The 15,741-nt window shown below is 70.2% G+C and carries 19 protein-coding genes; 7 read left to right on the forward strand and 12 right to left on the reverse strand.

The features are described from left to right. Positions 1 to 7: 7 nt before the first annotated feature. Entirely contained in the window at positions 8 to 697 is a 690-nt protein-coding gene (locus AC6R2M_RS14570; RefSeq protein WP_500483344.1) for a queuosine precursor transporter, read from the reverse strand. A gap of 129 nt (positions 698 to 826) precedes the next feature. Next, positions 827 to 1,129 (reverse strand): 50S ribosomal protein L28, encoded by a 303-nt coding sequence (gene rpmB, locus AC6R2M_RS14575; protein ID WP_500487610.1) that lies wholly within the window; start codon positions 1,127 to 1,129, stop codon positions 827 to 829. 253 nt (positions 1,130 to 1,382) lie between these two features. Between rpmB and yddG the strand changes: the two genes are divergently transcribed. Next, on the forward strand, positions 1,383 to 2,255 hold the full coding sequence (yddG, locus tag AC6R2M_RS14580; protein ID WP_500483346.1) for an aromatic amino acid exporter YddG: 873 nt from the start codon (positions 1,383 to 1,385) through the stop codon (positions 2,253 to 2,255). Here yddG and AC6R2M_RS14585 read toward each other — a convergent pair whose 3' ends face one another. Then, entirely contained in the window at positions 2,256 to 2,702 is a 447-nt protein-coding gene (locus AC6R2M_RS14585) for a cupin domain-containing protein (protein ID WP_500483348.1), read from the reverse strand. Beyond that, positions 2,699 to 3,469 carry a hydroxyacylglutathione hydrolase gene (gene gloB / locus AC6R2M_RS14590; protein ID WP_500483350.1) on the reverse strand — a complete coding sequence of 257 codons (771 nt, stop codon included), beginning with the start codon at positions 3,467 to 3,469 and terminating at the stop codon, positions 2,699 to 2,701. The genes AC6R2M_RS14585 and gloB overlap by 4 nt, the downstream gene beginning before the upstream one ends. 111 nt (positions 3,470 to 3,580) lie before the next feature. Here gloB and AC6R2M_RS14595 point away from each other — a divergent pair, with 111 nt between their 5' ends. Continuing rightward, a complete protein-coding gene (locus AC6R2M_RS14595; RefSeq protein ID WP_500483352.1) occupies positions 3,581 to 4,345 on the forward strand; it encodes a class I SAM-dependent methyltransferase in 765 nt (254 codons plus the stop codon). Positions 4,346 to 4,423: 78 nt separating this feature from the next. Then, the gene (locus AC6R2M_RS14600) at positions 4,424 to 5,404 is read left to right on the forward strand and encodes a Bug family tripartite tricarboxylate transporter substrate binding protein (protein WP_500483354.1); all 981 of its coding nucleotides are present in this window, start codon (positions 4,424 to 4,426) and stop codon (positions 5,402 to 5,404) included. Position 5,405: 1 nt separating this feature from the next. Here AC6R2M_RS14600 and AC6R2M_RS14605 read toward each other — a convergent pair whose 3' ends face one another. Genes AC6R2M_RS14605 through metX form a run of 3 tightly spaced genes read right to left on the reverse strand, consistent with a single transcriptional unit; the run spans position 5,406 to position 7,572 of the window. Next, entirely contained in the window at positions 5,406 to 5,669 is a 264-nt protein-coding gene (locus AC6R2M_RS14605; RefSeq protein WP_500483356.1) for a BrnA antitoxin family protein, read from the reverse strand. 15 nt (positions 5,670 to 5,684) lie between these two features. Then, on the reverse strand, positions 5,685 to 6,353 hold the full coding sequence (gene metW / locus AC6R2M_RS14610; protein WP_500483358.1) for a methionine biosynthesis protein MetW: 669 nt from the start codon (positions 6,351 to 6,353) through the stop codon (positions 5,685 to 5,687). A 34-nt stretch (positions 6,354 to 6,387) separates the two neighbouring features. Continuing rightward, a complete protein-coding gene (gene metX / locus AC6R2M_RS14615) occupies positions 6,388 to 7,572 on the reverse strand; it encodes a homoserine O-acetyltransferase MetX (protein WP_500483360.1) in 1,185 nt (394 codons plus the stop codon). Between the two features lie 160 nt (positions 7,573 to 7,732). Between metX and pheA the strand changes: the two genes are divergently transcribed. Genes pheA through AC6R2M_RS14630 form a run of 3 tightly spaced genes read left to right on the forward strand, consistent with a single transcriptional unit; the run spans position 7,733 to position 10,651 of the window. After that, positions 7,733 to 8,509, forward strand: a complete 777-nt coding sequence (pheA, locus tag AC6R2M_RS14620) for a chorismate mutase (protein ID WP_500483362.1) — start codon at positions 7,733 to 7,735, stop codon at positions 8,507 to 8,509. A gap of 34 nt (positions 8,510 to 8,543) precedes the next feature. Next, a complete protein-coding gene (gene hisC, locus AC6R2M_RS14625) occupies positions 8,544 to 9,647 on the forward strand; it encodes a histidinol-phosphate transaminase (protein WP_500483364.1) in 1,104 nt (367 codons plus the stop codon). Beyond that, complete coding sequence (locus AC6R2M_RS14630; RefSeq protein ID WP_500483366.1) at positions 9,644 to 10,651, forward strand: prephenate/arogenate dehydrogenase family protein; 1,008 nt, start codon at positions 9,644 to 9,646, stop codon at positions 10,649 to 10,651. The genes hisC and AC6R2M_RS14630 overlap by 4 nt, the downstream gene beginning before the upstream one ends. Before the next feature lie 25 nt (positions 10,652 to 10,676). Here the strand turns inward: AC6R2M_RS14630 and AC6R2M_RS14635 are convergent, their stop codons facing one another. Further along, on the reverse strand, positions 10,677 to 11,690 hold the full coding sequence (locus AC6R2M_RS14635) for a DUF2125 domain-containing protein (protein WP_500483368.1): 1,014 nt from the start codon (positions 11,688 to 11,690) through the stop codon (positions 10,677 to 10,679). Positions 11,691 to 11,766: 76 nt separating this feature from the next. Here AC6R2M_RS14635 and AC6R2M_RS14640 point away from each other — a divergent pair, with 76 nt between their 5' ends. Next, a complete protein-coding gene (locus tag AC6R2M_RS14640) occupies positions 11,767 to 12,279 on the forward strand; it encodes a gamma-glutamylcyclotransferase (protein ID WP_500483370.1) in 513 nt (170 codons plus the stop codon). Here the strand turns inward: AC6R2M_RS14640 and AC6R2M_RS14645 are convergent. The 4 genes from AC6R2M_RS14645 to ftsE form a co-directional block, all read right to left on the reverse strand. Continuing rightward, the gene (locus tag AC6R2M_RS14645; protein WP_500483371.1) at positions 12,274 to 13,107 is read right to left on the reverse strand and encodes a lysophospholipid acyltransferase family protein; all 834 of its coding nucleotides are present in this window, start codon (positions 13,105 to 13,107) and stop codon (positions 12,274 to 12,276) included. The two genes, AC6R2M_RS14640 and AC6R2M_RS14645, sit on opposite strands and share 6 nt — an antisense overlap. 71 nt (positions 13,108 to 13,178) lie before the next feature. After that, complete coding sequence (locus tag AC6R2M_RS14650; RefSeq protein WP_500483373.1) at positions 13,179 to 13,898, reverse strand: YdcF family protein; 720 nt, start codon at positions 13,896 to 13,898, stop codon at positions 13,179 to 13,181. A gap of 53 nt (positions 13,899 to 13,951) precedes the next feature. Then, positions 13,952 to 14,962 (reverse strand): cell division protein FtsX, encoded by a 1,011-nt coding sequence (locus tag AC6R2M_RS14655; RefSeq protein ID WP_500483375.1) that lies wholly within the window; start codon positions 14,960 to 14,962, stop codon positions 13,952 to 13,954. Next, complete coding sequence (ftsE, locus tag AC6R2M_RS14660; RefSeq protein ID WP_500483377.1) at positions 14,955 to 15,614, reverse strand: cell division ATP-binding protein FtsE; 660 nt, start codon at positions 15,612 to 15,614, stop codon at positions 14,955 to 14,957. The genes AC6R2M_RS14655 and ftsE overlap by 8 nt, the downstream gene beginning before the upstream one ends. Between the last annotated feature and the right edge of the window lie 127 nt (positions 15,615 to 15,741).

Consider the following 15,741-nt stretch of genomic DNA (forward strand, 5'->3'; position numbering starts at 1 on the left):
CCTGCCGTCACGCGGCCTGCGGCTCGCGGAACGGCAGGACGGCGCCGATGACGAGCCGGTAGGGGACGAGACCGACGAGCGCGATGGTGAGCTTCACCGCGAAGTCGCCGAGCGCCCAGGACACCCAGCGCGGCGCCTCCGTGCCCTGCAGCGCCCCGAAGAGCGGAGCCGTCTCCAGCGCGAAGGGCTCGTTGGGGCCGAGGAAGACGAAGACCGCGGCGAAGGCGACCGAGAAGAAGACCAGCGTATCGACCACGGAGCCGACGACGCCCGAGGCGAGCGGCGCCTTCCACCAGGAAAGCCGACGCAGCCGGTTGAAGACCACGATGTCCATCAGTTGCGCGACGAGGAAGGCGCAGCCGCTGGCCATCGCCACGCGCGCCAGACGCGCGCCCGTCGTCTCGTATTCCAGCCAGCCGAAGGAATGCAGCACCGGCGGGAAGACGATCGAGGAGACGACCGCCAGGACGAAGCCGAGATACACGACGCGGCGCGCGAAAGCCGGCCCGAACAGACGGTTGTTGATGTCCGTCACGACGAAGGCGAAGGGATAGACGAAGGCGCCCCAGGTGAGGATGTCGGCCAGCATCAGCGGCCCGATCTCTCCCGACAGAGGAAACTGGACCGCGATGTTCGCCGCCATGACGATCGTCGTCATGGCGAGGACGGGGAGCGCGTGCGCGCGGAGCGATGTCATGACCGTTCGTTCCATTTTTTTAGGCTGGGGTATGGCACCAGCGTCGGCGACGGGCAAAATGGCCTCGTCTCAAACCAAAGGCCCCGCCGCGAGGCGAGGCCTTCGTCATCTCTTGAAATCCGGCGCGCGTCAGGCCGCGGCGGCGGTCTCGCCCGTCGTCTTCTTGGCGATCTGGCGCTTCAGGAGGCGAGCGCGCTGCGACAGCTCCTTCTCGTTCGCCTTCGTCAGGAAGGCGTCGAGACCGCCGCGATGCTCGACCGAGCGCAGGGCGTGCGCCGAGATGCGCAGGCGGAAACGCTGACCGAGCGCATCGGAGATCAGCGTGACGTTGCAAAGGTTCGGCAGGAAGCGGCGACGCGTCTTGTTGTTCGCGTGGCTCACATTGTTGCCGGTCTGGACCGCCTTGCCGGTCAGCTCGCACACGCGCGACATGGAGTTCACCTTCTCAAGTTTCGAGTCTGCCATGGCGTCCGGCAGCGGCGCTCGACACGCACGCATCCTCGATCGGCCATGACCGGAAATTCAGAAGCGTCCTTAGAGAGACGGTCCGTTCCTGTCAAGTCGAAGCGGCGGATGCGGGCCCATCACGGTGGTTGTCCCGCGCGGCGCAAGGATGGTAGCGCGGTTGCCGCCGCCTGTCCGCACCCTTCGCGGATGCTCCGTCCCGTCCCATACCGGCTCGATCATGGCAACGCTCGTCGGCTTCACCGCCATCCTGATGTGGGCGCTTCTCGCCCTCCTCACCGCGCGCACCGGCACGGTGCCGCCGCTTCAGCTGAACGCGATGACCTTCGCCGTGGGCACGCTGGTGGGGCTCGTCGCCTTCAAGGCCCGCGGCGCGCGTCTTTCCGTCTTCCGCCAGCCCGTCCGGGTCTGGGCGCTCGGCGTCGTCGGCCTCGCCGGCTATCACGCGCTCTACTTCGCGGCGCTGCGCAACGCGCCGGCGGCGGAGGCGAGCCTCATCGCCTATCTCTGGCCGCTTCTGATCGTCCTCGGCTCGGCCATGCTGCCGGGCGAGCGCCTTCGCTGGTTCCACGTGGCGGGGGCGATTCTCGGCCTTCTGGGCGCGGGGCTCGTCATCACCGGGCGCGCGGGGGGCCTCGACTTCTCCAACGACGCGGCCTTCGGCTACGCGCTGGCCGGGCTCTGCGCCCTGTTCTGGACCGGCTACTCGCTGCTGTCGCGCCGATTCGCGGACGTGCCGACCGACGTCGTCACCGGCTTCTGCGCGGCGACGGCGATTCTCTCCGCGCTCGCCCATCTCGCCTTCGAGACGACGGTCTGGCCCGCCGATGCCTCGCAGTGGATCGCGGTGCTGCTGCTCGGCCTCCTGCCGGTCGGCGCGGCCTTCTACACGTGGGACCACGGCGTCAAGCACGGCGACATCCAGCTGCTCGGCGCCTCCAGCTACGCCGCGCCGCTGCTCTCCACCTTCGTTCTCATCCTCTTCGGGGAGGCGCAGGCGACATCGACGCTCCTGCTTTCGGCCGCTCTGATCACGACCGGCGCCGCCCTCGCCGCCCTGCCGCTGTTCAAGCGCCTGACGCGGCGGGGCTGACTACCGGCCGGGCGCCCGCGGCGTCGGCCGCCATCCGGGCGGCGCCATCTCGAAGCTCTCGAACCGGAAACCGGGCGCGACCGTGCAGCCGACGAGGGTGAAGGCCCCGAGACTGGTCGCGGTCTGCCACCAGCCGGCCGGGACAGTGAACTGCGGCGCCTCCCCCTCCATCACGTTCGGGCCGAGCCTGTGGCTCATCGCGTCGTGGCCGTTCGGCGAGACGGTGAGCGCCAGCGGGGCTCCGGCGTAAAAGTGCCATGTCTCGCTCGCATCGGTCACGCGGTGCCATTCCGACGTCTCGCCGACGTCGAGGAGGAAGTAGATCGCGGTCGAGCGCGAGCGCCCCTCCCCGTCCACCGCCTCGTCGCGGAATGTCTCGCGGTACCAGCCGCCTTCGGGATGGGGCTGCAGCTTCAGCCGCGCGATGAGGTCGCGGGCGCTGGTCAAAACGTGTCGCGCCGCTTGCGGAGCGCCGCGAAGATCTCGTCCGGCGCGGCGCCCGTCATCCCCAGCGCCTCGGCCAGCTCCGGGTCGTCCGCGCGCAGGAACGGATTGGTGCGCAGCTCCTTCTTCAGGCTCACCGGCAGCGTCGGCTTGTGGGCGACGCGAAGATCCTCCACCTGGCGCACGCGCTCGCGCAGCTTGGTGTTGCCCGGATCGACCTCGACCGCGAAGGCCGCGTTCTTCGCCGTGTATTCGTGCCCGCAATAGACCATCGTCGTCTCGGGCAGGCCGCGCAGGCGCTTCAGGCTCTCCCAGAGCATCTCGGGCGTGCCCTCCAGGAGCCGCCCGCAGCCCATCGAGAAGAGCGCGTCGCCGGCAAACAGAGCCTCGGCGCGCGGCATGTAGTAGGAGACCGAGCCGAGCGTGTGGCCCGGCGTGTCGATCACCTCGATCGCGATCGAGCCGATCTCGAACCGGTCGCCGCCCTTCACGCTGCGGTCGAGGCCGGGAATCGAGCCGGCTTCGCCCTCGGGGCCGACGATCTCGACGCCGAACTTCGCCTTCAGCCCCTCGTTCGCCTCCACGTGGTCGCCGTGCTTGTGGGTGGTGAGGATGTGCGTCAGGCTCCAGCCCTCGCGCTCCAGGGCGGCCAGGATCGGGCCTTCCTCCGGCGCGTCGATCGCGATCGTCGCGCCGCCCGCCGCGTCGTGGACGAGCACGCCGAAATTGTCGCTCCGGCACATGAATTGTCGGATCTCGATGGCACCCATGGTGGCTCTCCCCCTTCGTCTGGCTGGAGAAGTGAGATAGTGCGCTCGCCGGCGCCGGCATCGCCGCTCCGCTCTTCCGCCCGCGAACCGCCTTCTGTAGGTTGCCCGGCGATGGTCACGCCCTCCACGAACGCCGACATCGTCGACCTTCGCGCCTTCTACGCGACCCGCCTCGGGCAGGCCGCGGCGCGCTCGATCGGACTCGCGCTGACGCCGCTCTGGCGACCGATCCAGGACGAGCGGCTGGTGGGGATCGGCTATGCGCTGCCGCTCCTCGACCGGCTGACCGGCGACACCGAACGGGCGCTGGCCTTCATGCCCGCCGCGCAAGGCGCGGTGCGCTGGCCGCCCATCGGGCGCTCGCGCACGGTGCTGGTGGAGACCGACGAGCTGCCGCTGGGCGACGCCTGCGTCGACCGGGTCCTGATGGTGCACGGGCTGGAGTTCGCCGAGGACCCCGAGCGCGTTCTGCGGGAGATCTGGCGCGTGCTCGCGCCGAACGGGCGGCTGGTCCTCGTCGTGCCGAACCGGCGCGGGCTCTGGGCGCAGTTCGACCACACGCCCTTCGGCTCGGGCCGGCCCTGGTCCCGGCGGCAGCTGGCGCGGCTCCTGCGAGAGGCGATGTTCACGCCCTCCGGATTCTCCGAGGCGCTGCTCTTCCCGCCCTTCGAGCGCGAGAGCCTCCTGTCGCTCGCCTTTCCCCTCGAGCGCGCCGGGCGGCGCTTCTGGCCGCTCATCTCGGGCGTCATCGCCATCGAGGCGACCAAGCTCGTCTATCGCGGGCTGACGGTGACGAAGGACGAGAAGGTCCGCATCCGGCGAGCCCGCCCGGTGCTGGTGCCGCAGGGTGCGGCGGTGAACCGCGGCGAGCGCTGAGGGGCCGTAAGCCCGCCTTGCCAATTCGACCGGCAAGCGCCAGAACCTGCCCCATCCCATCGGGCCGGAGGACCTGCCATGCCGTTCAAGTTCCGCACTCTTGCCGCCCTCGCGGGCACGGTTCTTGCGCTTTCGGTCCTCCCCTCCATGGCGCAGGAATCCTATCCCGACCGCCCGGTCACGCTGGTCGTCCCCTTCCCGCCGGGCGGGACGCTGGACACGGCCGCGCGCATCATCGCCAACGAACTGGAAGGCACGCTCGGCCAGCCCGTGATCATCGACAACCGCTCGGGCGCGGGCGGCAATATCGGCGCGGACTTCGTCGCCAAGTCAGAGCCCGACGGCTACACGCTCCTCATGGGCGCGCTCTCGACCCACGGCATCAATGTCAGCCTCTACCAGGACATGCCCTTCGACCCGGTCGCCGACTTCGCGCCGATCAGCCTCGTGGCGACCACGCCGAACGTCCTCGTCGTCGGGGAGCGCATCGAGGCGTCGAGCCCAATGGCTCTGGCGGAGCTAGCGCGCGCGACGGAAGGCGGGCTGACCTACGCCTCTGGCTCCTCGGGCAGCGCCGGCCATCTGGCGGGCGAGCTTCTGGCCGACCGGACGGGCGCCCCCCTGACCCACGTGCCCTATCGCGGCTCGGCCGCTGCGCTGCAGGCGGTGCTGGCCGACGAAGTGGACTTCATCTTCGACAACCTCGCCTCGGCTTCGAGCCACATCGAGGCCGGCACCGTGACCCCGCTCGCGGTCACGACAGCGGAGCGCTCGGACTTCGCGCCCGACCTTCCGACGATGCAGGAGGAAGGCTTCGAGGACTTCGACATCACGACCTGGTTCGGCATTCTGGCGCCCGCCGGCACGCCCGAGCTCATCGTCGAGCGCCTCAACGCCGACATCCGCGACGCTCTCGCCTCGGACCGGTTCCAGGAGGCCATGGCCGCCCAGGGCTCGGACGCCGCGCCGTCCTCTCCGCGCGAGTTCGCCGACTTCGTCGAAAGCGAGATCGCGAAATACGGCGAGATCGTCCGCGCCGCGGACATCCGGCTGGAGTAGTTCAGCGCTTGATCGACCGCCGCAGGACGGCGTCGATCTCGGCCTCCCAGTCATCCGAGCGCGACCGGTAGTAGGACAGGACATCCTGTCCGAGTTTCAGCGTCACTTCGACCCGCTGATGGGCCAAGGCTTCGGCCGTCTTCGGGAACGCTCGAAGAAAATGAGGGGGAAGCTCGCTCGCGGGCTGGGCACGAGCGAATTCCTCTTCCGTCCACTCCGGGTTCTCGTCGTCAAAGAGGGGTTCGAAGTCCGGGATGCGGGACATGACGTCTCCTTTCCATCACCTCTTCAGCACGAACACCCCTTGCATGCCGAACAGGTTCCACAGCGCCCAGGGCAGGCGCATGCCCACGCGCTGCCCCTGCGCGTCGAGCGCGACGGCGCTCTCCACCTTCGCGCCGAGCGTCTGGCTGAGCTCAACGAAGTCCTCGATGGTGCAGAAGTGGATGTTGGGCGTGTCGTACCAGGAATAGGCGAGGTTCTTGGTCACCGGCATGCGGCCGCGCAGGAGCAGCGAGAGCCGCACCGACCAGTGGCCGAAATTGGGGAAGGAGACGATCGCCCGGCCGCCGATCCGCAGGAGTTCGGACAGGACGAGCGCCGGATTCTGCGTCGCCTGCAGCGTCTGCGAGAGGATCACGTAGTCGAAGGCCGCGTCCGGATAGTGGACGAGGTCGCGGTCGGCGTCGCCCTGCACGACCGAGAGCCCGCGCGCCACGCATTCGTTGACGCCGGCCTGGCTGATCTCGATGCCCCGCGCGTCCACGCCGCGACGCCGCTGCAGGAGTTCGAGCAAAGCGCCGTCGCCGCAGCCGACGTCGAGGACGCGGCTGCCGGGCTCCACCAGCGAGGCGACGAGTTCCAGATCGACGCGGCCCGACGCGTCGTCCGCAACGGTTGCCGTCGTCGGCTGGGGCGCGGCGAAGATGGCCTTCCCGTCCGCCTTCATGCGGTCTCTCCAGTCGCGGTTGTGCCCCAGCCGGTCATGCGAGCCCCCTCGCCCGGGCCGCGGAGGCGATGAAGCCCTCGATGGCGGCGAAGAAGACCGGCTCGTGGAGCAGGAAGGCGTCGTGCCCCTTGTCGGTGTCGATCTCGACGAAGGAGACCGAGGCCGCGGCCGCGTTCAACGCATGGACGACGGCGCGGCTCTCGGTCGTCGGGAACAGCCAGTCGGACGAGAAGGAGACGAGGCAGAAGCGGGTGCGGGTGCCCTTGAACGCGTCGGCCAGACGCCCGCCATGCTCGGCCGCGATGTCGAAATAGTCCATCGCGCGCGTGAGATAGAGATATGCGTTGGCGTCGAAGCGATCGACGAAGCTCGTGCCCTGATGGCGCAGATAGCTCTCGATCTGGAAATCGGCCTCGAAGCCGAAGCCGAAGCGCTCGCGGTCCTGCAGATTGCGCCCGAACTTGCGGTGCAGCGCGGCCTCCGAGAGATAGGTCACGTGCGCGGCCATGCGCGCCACCGCCAGCCCCTTGTGGGGCCGCACGCCCGCTTCGATGTAGCGCCCGCCGCGCCAGTCGGGATCGGCCATCACGGCCTGACGTCCGACCTCGTGGAAGGCGATGTTCTGCGAGGAATGGCGCGCGCCCGTCGCGACCGGAAGGGCGGCGAAGACGCGGTCCCCGTGCGCGGCCGCCCATTGCAGCACCTGCATGCCGCCCATCGACCCGCCGATGACCGCGAAGAGCGTGTCGATGCCGAGCCGGTCGATCAGCATGGCCTGCGCCCGCACCATGTCGGGGATCGTGAGGATGGGCAGGTCGGTCGCATAGGGGCGGTTCGTCGACGGGTTCAGCGAGGCCGGCCCGGTCGAGCCCATGCAGGAGCCGACCACGTTGGAGCAGACGACGAAGAAGCGGTCGGTGTCGACCGGCTTGCCGGGGCCGACGATGGAGGACCACCAGCCCGGCTTGCCCGTCACCGGATGGGTGCTCGCAACGTACTGATCGCCCGTCAGCGCATGGCAGACATAGATGGCGTTCGACTTGTCCGCGTTCAGCTCGCCATAGGTCTCGTAGGCGATCTCGAAGGGCGAGAGCGTGCCGCCGGAATCGAGGCGCAGCGGCTCGTCCGGGCCGAACCGCGCGACCTTCGAGGACGGCCTCGTCGCCTCCTTGAGGCCGAGGACGCTCTCCTCTTCCGGGGTATGGGCGTTCAGGGACATGAGCGGCGGGTCATCCAAGCGAAGGCCGTTGCTACCGCCCGCGTCCCGTCAGATCAACGCCTCTTTGCGACGGTCGCCGTCCGGCCGGCATTCGGGCGATTTACGCTCCGGCGCGAAATGCTCTAGACCCGTCCCGTCAAGTGAACGGGAGGGACGAGCCGTGGACCAGCGACCCCAGGACCCCGCGCGGCTGTCGGAGCTGCGCGCGCAGATCGACGCGATCGACGAGAGCGTCCACCGCCTCCTGATGCAGCGCGCCAGCGTCATCGACGAGCTGATCCGCGTGAAGGGCACGGCGCGCAACGGCGCGGCCTTCCGCCCCGGTCGCGAGGCCGACATGATGCGCCGCCTCGCCGCCCGCCACTCCGGGCCGCTGCCGCTGACCTCGGTCGAGCATCTGTGGCGCGAGATCATCTCCACCTTCACCGCCCTGCAGGCGCCCTACGACGTGGCGGTCTCCCTCGGGACCGATCCCGTCGCGGCCATGGATGCGGCACGCTTCTCCTTCGGCTTCTCCGTGCCCGTCCACGCGCTCGCCTCCGCGAACGAGGTGGTCGCCCGCATCGAGGAGGGCGGCGACCGGCTCGGCCTCGTCCTGTGCAAGGAGGAGGCCGGCGCGTGGTGGGAGGGCCTGCGCTCGGGCCAGATCGTCGCCCGGCTGCCCTTCGTGGAGGCGGAGGGCCGGCAGGCGGGCGAACCCGCCCTCGTCCTCTCGCCGCCTCTCGCCGACCCCGTGCCCTTCGAGATCGGCTGCTTCGTCGTCTGGGGCAACGGCGACCTGTCCTTCCCCGAGGGAACGATCACTTTGGCGCGGGCTCCGACGAGCCGCCTCGTCGCCGTGCCCGGCGGCGCCGACCGCCTGTCCTGCACGCTCGGCGAAGGCCTCGACATCCGACCGGTCGGGGGCTATGCGGCACCGCTGATCGCACCGCGCTAGACGCCAACCCCCGAGCGCCTGAAGGATCGACGCCATGACCCTGGACACCGGTCGCCCGACCCCCAAGCCCGGCGTGCTCGACATCGAGCCCTATGTGCCCGGAAAGAGCCACGCGCCCGAGGGCGTGGAGCTGGTCAAGCTGTCCTCCAACGAGACGCCGCTCGGCCCCTCGCCGCAGGCGCGCGAGGCGATAGCGGCGGCCGCCGCCCATCTGGAGCTCTACCCCGACGGACAGGCGACGGCGCTTCGCGAGGCGATCGCCGAGGTGCACGGCCTGCCGGCGCGCAACATCCTGTGCGGCAACGGCTCCGACGAGCTTCTGGGGCTTCTGGCGCAGGCCTATCTGGCGCCGGGTCTCGAGGCGATCCACACCGAGCACGGCTTCCTCGTCTACGACATCTACATCCGTGCGGCGGGCGCGACGCCCGTGGTCGCGAAGGAGACGGACGAGCGCGCCGACGTCGACGCCATCCTGGCGCTGGTGAACGAAAAGACCCGCATCGTCTTCCTCGCCAACCCGAACAACCCGACCGGCACCTACCTTCCCTTCGACGAGGTGAAGCGCCTGCATGCCGGCCTGCCCGGCCATGTCCTGCTCGTCCTCGACGCGGCCTATGCCGAATACGTCTCGCGCAACGACTACGAGGCCGGCGCCAGCCTCGTCGCCGCCAACGAGAACGTCGTGATGACCCGCACCTTCTCTAAGATCCACGGCCTGGCGGCGCTGCGGATCGGCTGGATGTACGGGCCGGAGGCGGTGGTCGACGCGCTGAACCGCATCCGCGGGCCGTTCAACCTGAATGCCGCGGCGATCGCGGCGGGGGCCGCCGCGGTCCGCGACCGGGGCCATGCCGACCGCGCGGCGCGCCACAATCTGGAATGGCTCGGCCGGCTCACCGAGGGGCTGGAGGCGCTCGGCCTTCGCGTCACCCCCTCGGTCGGCAACTTCCTCCTCGTCCACTTCCCGGAGGAGGACGGCCGGACGGCCGCCGACGCGGACGCCTTCCTGACCGCGCGCGGGCTGATCCTTCGCCGCGTCGCCGGATACGGCTTCCCGAACGCGCTGCGGATGACGGTCGGCTCGGAGAAGGCCAATCTCGCCGTGCTCGACGCGCTGGCCGACTTCCTCAAGCGATGAGCCGGCCCCACTTCGACAAGGTCGCGCTCATCGGCATCGGCCTCATCGGCTCGTCCATCGCGATCAATCTGCGCGAGAAGCGGCTGGCCGGCGAGGTCGCGGTCTCGACGCGCTCGCCGCAGACGCTGGCGCGTGCCGAGGAGCTGAAGCTCGGCACGAGCTTCCATGCCGATGCGGCGGAGGCCGTGAAGGACGCGGACCTCGTGATCCTCTCCGTCCCCGTCGGCGCCTCCGGCGCGATCGCCCAGGCGATCGGGCCGGCGCTGAAGAGCGGCGCCATCGTCACCGATGTCGGCTCGGTGAAGGGCTCGGTGGTCGCCGACATGGCGCCGCACCTGCCCGGCCACGTCCATTTCGTGCCCGGCCACCCGATCGCCGGCACCGAGCAGTCCGGCCCCGACGCGGGCTTCCTCGAACTCTTCCGCAACCGCTGGACCATCCTGACGCCGGTGGCCGGGACGGACGAGGCGGCGACCGAGCGCCTCGCGGGCCTGTGGCGCGCCATGGGCGCCAATGTCGAGACGATGACGCCCGAGCACCACGATCTGGTGCTCGCCATCGTCTCCCACGTGCCGCATCTGATCGCCTACAACATCGTCGGCACGGCGGCGGATCTGGAGACCGTGACCCAGTCCGAGGTCATCAAGTTCTCGGCCTCGGGCTTCCGCGATTTCACGCGCATCGCCGCCTCCGACCCGACCATGTGGCGCGACATCTTCCTGACCAACCGCGAGGCGGTGCTGGAGATGCTGGCGCGCTTCTCCGAGGATCTCGCCTCGCTGCAGCGGGCCATCCGCTGGGGCGACGGGGATGCGCTGCACGACCTCTTTTCGCGCACCCGCTCCATCCGGCGCTCCATCGTCGAGGCCGGGCAGGACACGCCGGACGCCAATTTCGGCCGCCAGCCCGAGCGCAAGGACCCGTGGAACGAGCCGAAGGACGAGGCGGCGAAGGCCGCGCCCGCCCCGGTCGACGAGCCGCAGGACCCGCCCTCGCTCGCCTGAAACGCCCCCGCTTTCCGCCCTTCGATCAGATCGGCGGGATGCGTCCGAGCGGGATGAAGCCGAGCTGGGCGCGTCCGTCGCGGACCTGCACGTCGACCACTGTGCGGCCGTTCTCCTGGCGGCCGACGAGCCCGAGCCCGCCCGCCAGCGTGTTGGCGATCGCGGCGCCGCCCGGCACGAGCTGGCCGACGAGCGAGGCGATCGCGTTCGGATTCTCCAGGGCGATGCGGAAGTCGCCCGTGACCTCGCCGCTCGGGGCGAAGAAGAACGGCCCGGAGACCTCCATCGCGCCGCCTTCGGCCAGCGCCACTCGAAGCTGGCGGAAGGTACCCTGGCGCCCTCGCAGCGCCTCCTCGACCCGCCCGCCCGGAAGTCCGTCGGTCAGCCAGTCGGCCGCGCCGGCCACGCTCATGTCGGCCGCGACGTCGAAGGTCGGCAGCGTCCCGAGGTCCGGATGGGTGACGGTCAGCGCGCGGTCGCTGAGCGCGAGGTCGAGATCGGCCCCGTTGCGGCGCGAATGGACCTCGAAGTGCTCGGCCCGCGCCAGTTCGACGCCCGCCTCGCGCAGCGCGATCGTCGGCGCGTCGATGGCGATCGACATCCGCTCCAGCCCGTCATTGGCAAAGCGGGCCGAGGCCTGCCCGAGATTCCAGCCGAGTTCCAGCGGCGGCAGGTCCGGCGCGTCCACCGCGACGGGCGCGCCGAGCTCCATGACGATGCGGCGCGGCTCGTAGATCTGGGCGGCCGTGCGAAGCTGGCCGCCGGTCGCGCGCACGCCCGATTCCGGCGCGTCGATGGCAACGGAATCGCAGGCGAGTCCCAGGCGGAAGGGGTAGCCGAAGACGTCCCGCTCGGCGCAGGCGACGGTGACTCCCCGGCCCGCGGCCGCCTCGATGGCCTGTTGCACCCGCGTGTCGAGCTCGCGCGCCAGATAGAACCAGCCGGCGGTCAGCGCGGCGAAGAGGAGCACCGCGACGAGGATCACCCCGGTGAAGACACGGCTGGCGGCGGACCGCCTCTTTACGCTTGACCCGGCCATGCCGCCTGCCTTTCTGTCGCCTGACGTGCGAGGGAAGCGCTGTTGACCAGCGCCAGATGGGAATTTCAAGGCAGCGATGGACGATCTCTGGGTCTTCGGCTACGGCTCGCTGATCTGGCGGCCCGGTTTTGCGTTCGAGGAACGGCACAAGGCACGGCTCGGCGGATATCACCGCTCGCTCTGCGTGCGCTCCCACGTCCATCGCGGCACGCCGGAAAAGCCCGGCCTCGTCCTCGGCCTCGACCGGGGCGGCTCCTGCATCGGCATGGCCTTCCGCGTCGCGGGCGGACGAGCCGAGGAGACGCTGGCCTATCTGCGCGGCCGCGAGCTCGTCACCCATGTCTATCGCGAACTGACGCTGCCGGTGCGCCTCGACGACGGGCGCATGGTGCGTGCGGTCACCTACGTCGTCGACCGGGGCCATGCGCAATATGCGGGCCGGCTCGATGCGGGCGAGGCGGCGACCATCGTGAAGCGCTCGCACGGCCAGTCCGGCCCGAACGACGAATACGTCACCTCGACGCTGCACGAGATCCGGGGGCTCGGCCTGACGGACCGCTGGCTGGAGGACGTCGTCGCGCGCCTATGACGGCGCGATGACGGGCGCCGGCGAACCGGGTTCGGCGCAGCTCTTCGGATCGACCGGCGGCTCGGCGAGCCGCGCGGCGACGAGTTCGCTCATCGGCAGTTCGGGGCGCTCTTCGTAGGCGCGCCGCATCAGGGCCGTCGAACCGGCCTCGATCTCGCAGCGCAGCCGCTCAAGGAACGGCTCGCGCGACAGGCCCGGACCGATCACCGGCAGGAACTCGGCCCGGATCGTGCCCGGTTCGCGCCTGAAGGCCTGACGGGGCCAGAAGAGGCCGGAGTTCACCGCCACCGGCACGATGGTGAGGTCGAGCTCCGAGTAGAGATAATGGACGCCCGGCCGGTAGTTGGGCGCCGCGCCCGGCGTCACCCGCGTGCCTTCGGGGAAGATGACGATGTGGCGCCCTTCGTCCACCGCCGCGCGCACCGAGCCGAGCAGCGAGGCGAGCACGGCGCCGCGCCGGGCGCGGTCCACCGGGATCATCCGCATGCGCTTGGCGTACCAGCCGAAGACCGGGATCGCCATCAGCTCCTTCTTGAGGATGAAGGCCGGCTTCGTCAGATGCGGGATGAGGGCGAAGGTCTCCCAGAAGGACTGATGCTTGGAGGCGATGATCGCGCCGGTCTCGGGCACGTGCTCCAAGCCGGAGATGACGGTCCGCGTGCCGGCGACGCGGTGCAGGATCCAGAGGCTGGAGCGCGCCCAGTTCTTCACGATCCACCAGCAGCGCTCCTCCTTCAGGAAGAAGAAGACGGGCAGGTAGAACAGCATCTGGCCGATCAGATTGCCGTAGAAGGCGATGTGGAAGGCGAGCGATCGTAGGTGAATCATGCGGTCCGACAGGGTTCCCCGGCGCGCCGTTCTACCCCCTGCCCGGCGCCTTGGGAACCTGCCGGCCGCGATCAGTCGGGCCGCACATGCGCCGTGCGCCGCAGTCCGGCCCGATCGTAGTCGAGGTCGAAGGCGAGGCGCGCGCGGGCCGCGAGCACCTTGGCGTATTCGGAGAGGAGGAGCCGAAGGCCGAGCCGGCTCGGCGCCCCGTCCGCACGCCAGAGCTTCTCCAAAGAGACGGGATAGGGCACGATCTCGGGCGCATCCGGCACGCCGCCGAGTTCGATCAGCGAGCGCGGGATGTGATAGTCGCTGGTGACGAGGGCGATGCGCGAGATGTCGTGCTCGCGCGCCCAGCGCGCCGTCATCTCGGCGTTGCCGATCGTGTCGAGCGCCGCATAGTCCAGATCGACGCAGCACTCGAACAGCGAGCGGTCCGCCCCCGTGACGCGCGCGAGGCTGGCGATGCCGGTGCCGGGGTTCACGCCGCTGATGAGCAGGCGCTCGCCCTCCCCGCGCTCCAGAAGGTCGAGCGCCCGGTCGATCCGCTCCGCTCCGCCGGTGAGGACGACGATGCCGTCGACGCCGTCGAGCGAGGTCGGGACGGTCAGCCCCGCCACCTCGTTGGCGAAACGCCAGAAGCCGCCGGCCAGATAGGCGCCGCCCGCCAGACCGAGAAGCACGAGCGCGAGCGCGAGCCGGCGCGCCGCCCGGCGCAGCCGACCGCCTCTCCGCCTGCCCTCGCCTCGTGTCGCCATGCCCTTGCCCGAACGCTCCGCCACGCCGCGCATCGACGGCTCGCCAAGCGGCTTGTCAAAGGCAAACGGGGGGTTCGGGGATTCGTTCATCGCTCCACCGGCGAGAGCATGTCGATGGCGGCGAGCTGGCGCGTGACCGTGAGGCGCGAGGTGAGCGCGGTGACGAGGCCGACGATGACGACGAGGCCGAGGACCCCGAGATAGCCGCTCCAGCCGATGGCGAAGGAGCCGAAGAGGGCCGAGATCTGGTCGGCCTCGGGCGTGGCGCGCGCGCTCGCGGTCCACCAGCCGAAGAGGAAGAAGACGAGGATCGCGCCGGCCCCGCCCGACAGCGCGCCGAGAAGCCCGAGCCGCAGGAAGTGGCGCTGGAACTCCCCCGCGATGAAGCCGGACTGCGCGCCGACGAAGTGCAGGACCTCGATGATCTGCCGGTTGCCCGACATGGCCCCGCGCGTGGCGAAGACCACGGTCAGGACGGTCGCGGCGAGGACGAGGGCGAGGATGGCGAGACCTGCGACGACGGTCGCGCGCGCCATGGAGACGAGACGCGAGACCCAGGCCCGGTGGTCGTCGAGGCTCGCCTGGGGCACCGCCGCCTCGATCTCGCGGCGTAACGCCGCGAAGTCCGGCGGCGAGGCCTCGTCGATGCGAAGGATCAGGAGACGCGGGACGGGAAGTTCGGTGAGATCGACGCCCGAGCCGAGCCAGGGCTCCAGGAGCCGGGTCGTGGCCACGTCGTCGAGCCGTTCGACGGAGAGGATGCCGGCGCGGCCGGCCAGGCGGCCTTCCAGCTGCGCCAGCGCCGCGTCCATGTCGAAGCCCTCGGCCGGGTTCACCTGGACCGTCACCTCGCGCGAAATCTCGCTTTCCCAGTCGGATGCGGCTTCCGAGACGAGCAGCACCGCGCCGAGCGTGAGCCCGGCGAGGAAGGTCATGATGCCGATCACCGTCATCAGCGCCCGGCCCGCGACGTTGCCCGGCGGCACGATCGGGGTCAGGCGGCGGGCGCTGGCGCGCGCGGCGACGAGCCGCAGGATCTCGTGGCCGAGATCGCGCGGCAGGGTGGTCGCGAAGCGGCGGAGGCCGGGCTCAATCATAGATCTGCAGCCGACCGTCGGCGAGGATGAGGCGGCGTGCCTCGACCTGGTCCATCAGGGCCAGATCGTGGGTGGCGATGACGACCGCGGTGCCCGTCCGGTTCAGCTCCATGAAGAGGCGCAGGAGGCGCCGGGCGAGCGGCGGGTCCACGTTGCCCGTCGGCTCGTCGGCGAGAAGGATGTCCGGCTGGTCGATGAGGGCGCGCGCGATCGCGGCGCGCTGCTTCTCGCCGCCCGAGAGGACGGCCGGCGGCGCGTTCAGCCGCTCCCCGAGCCCGACCCAGCGGACGAGGTCGATCACGTCCTGGCGATAGGAGGATTCCTCGCGCCCCCGCACGCGCAGGGGAAGCGCGACGTTCTCGTAGGTCGTCATGTGGTCGAGAAGGCGGAAGTCCTGGAAGACCACGCCGATGCGGCGGCGGATCGCCGGCAGGTCGGTGCGCGAGAGCGAGGAGGCGTCCCGCCCGAGCACGGTGATCAGCCCGCGCGTCGGCTTCAGCGCCAGGAAGAGCATGCGCAGCAGCGACGTCTTGCCGGCGCCCGAAGGCCCGGTCAGGAACTGGAAAGACTGCCGCCCGATCTCGAAGGTCAGATCGCGCAGGATCTCCGGCCCCATGTCGTAGCGCAGTCCGACGTTCTCGAAGCGTATCACGTCCGCTCCGCCTCTTTCCTGTTTCGGCCTGTGGATGAGCGTGCGATCATGTCGTTTTCACGCCGTCCCCCGGGGCTTCGAAGGGGACTTCGAAGGGCAAGGTCTGGTTAACCCTGCGAGCTTACGC

Source organism: Aureimonas sp. CAS (assembly GCF_059838215.1).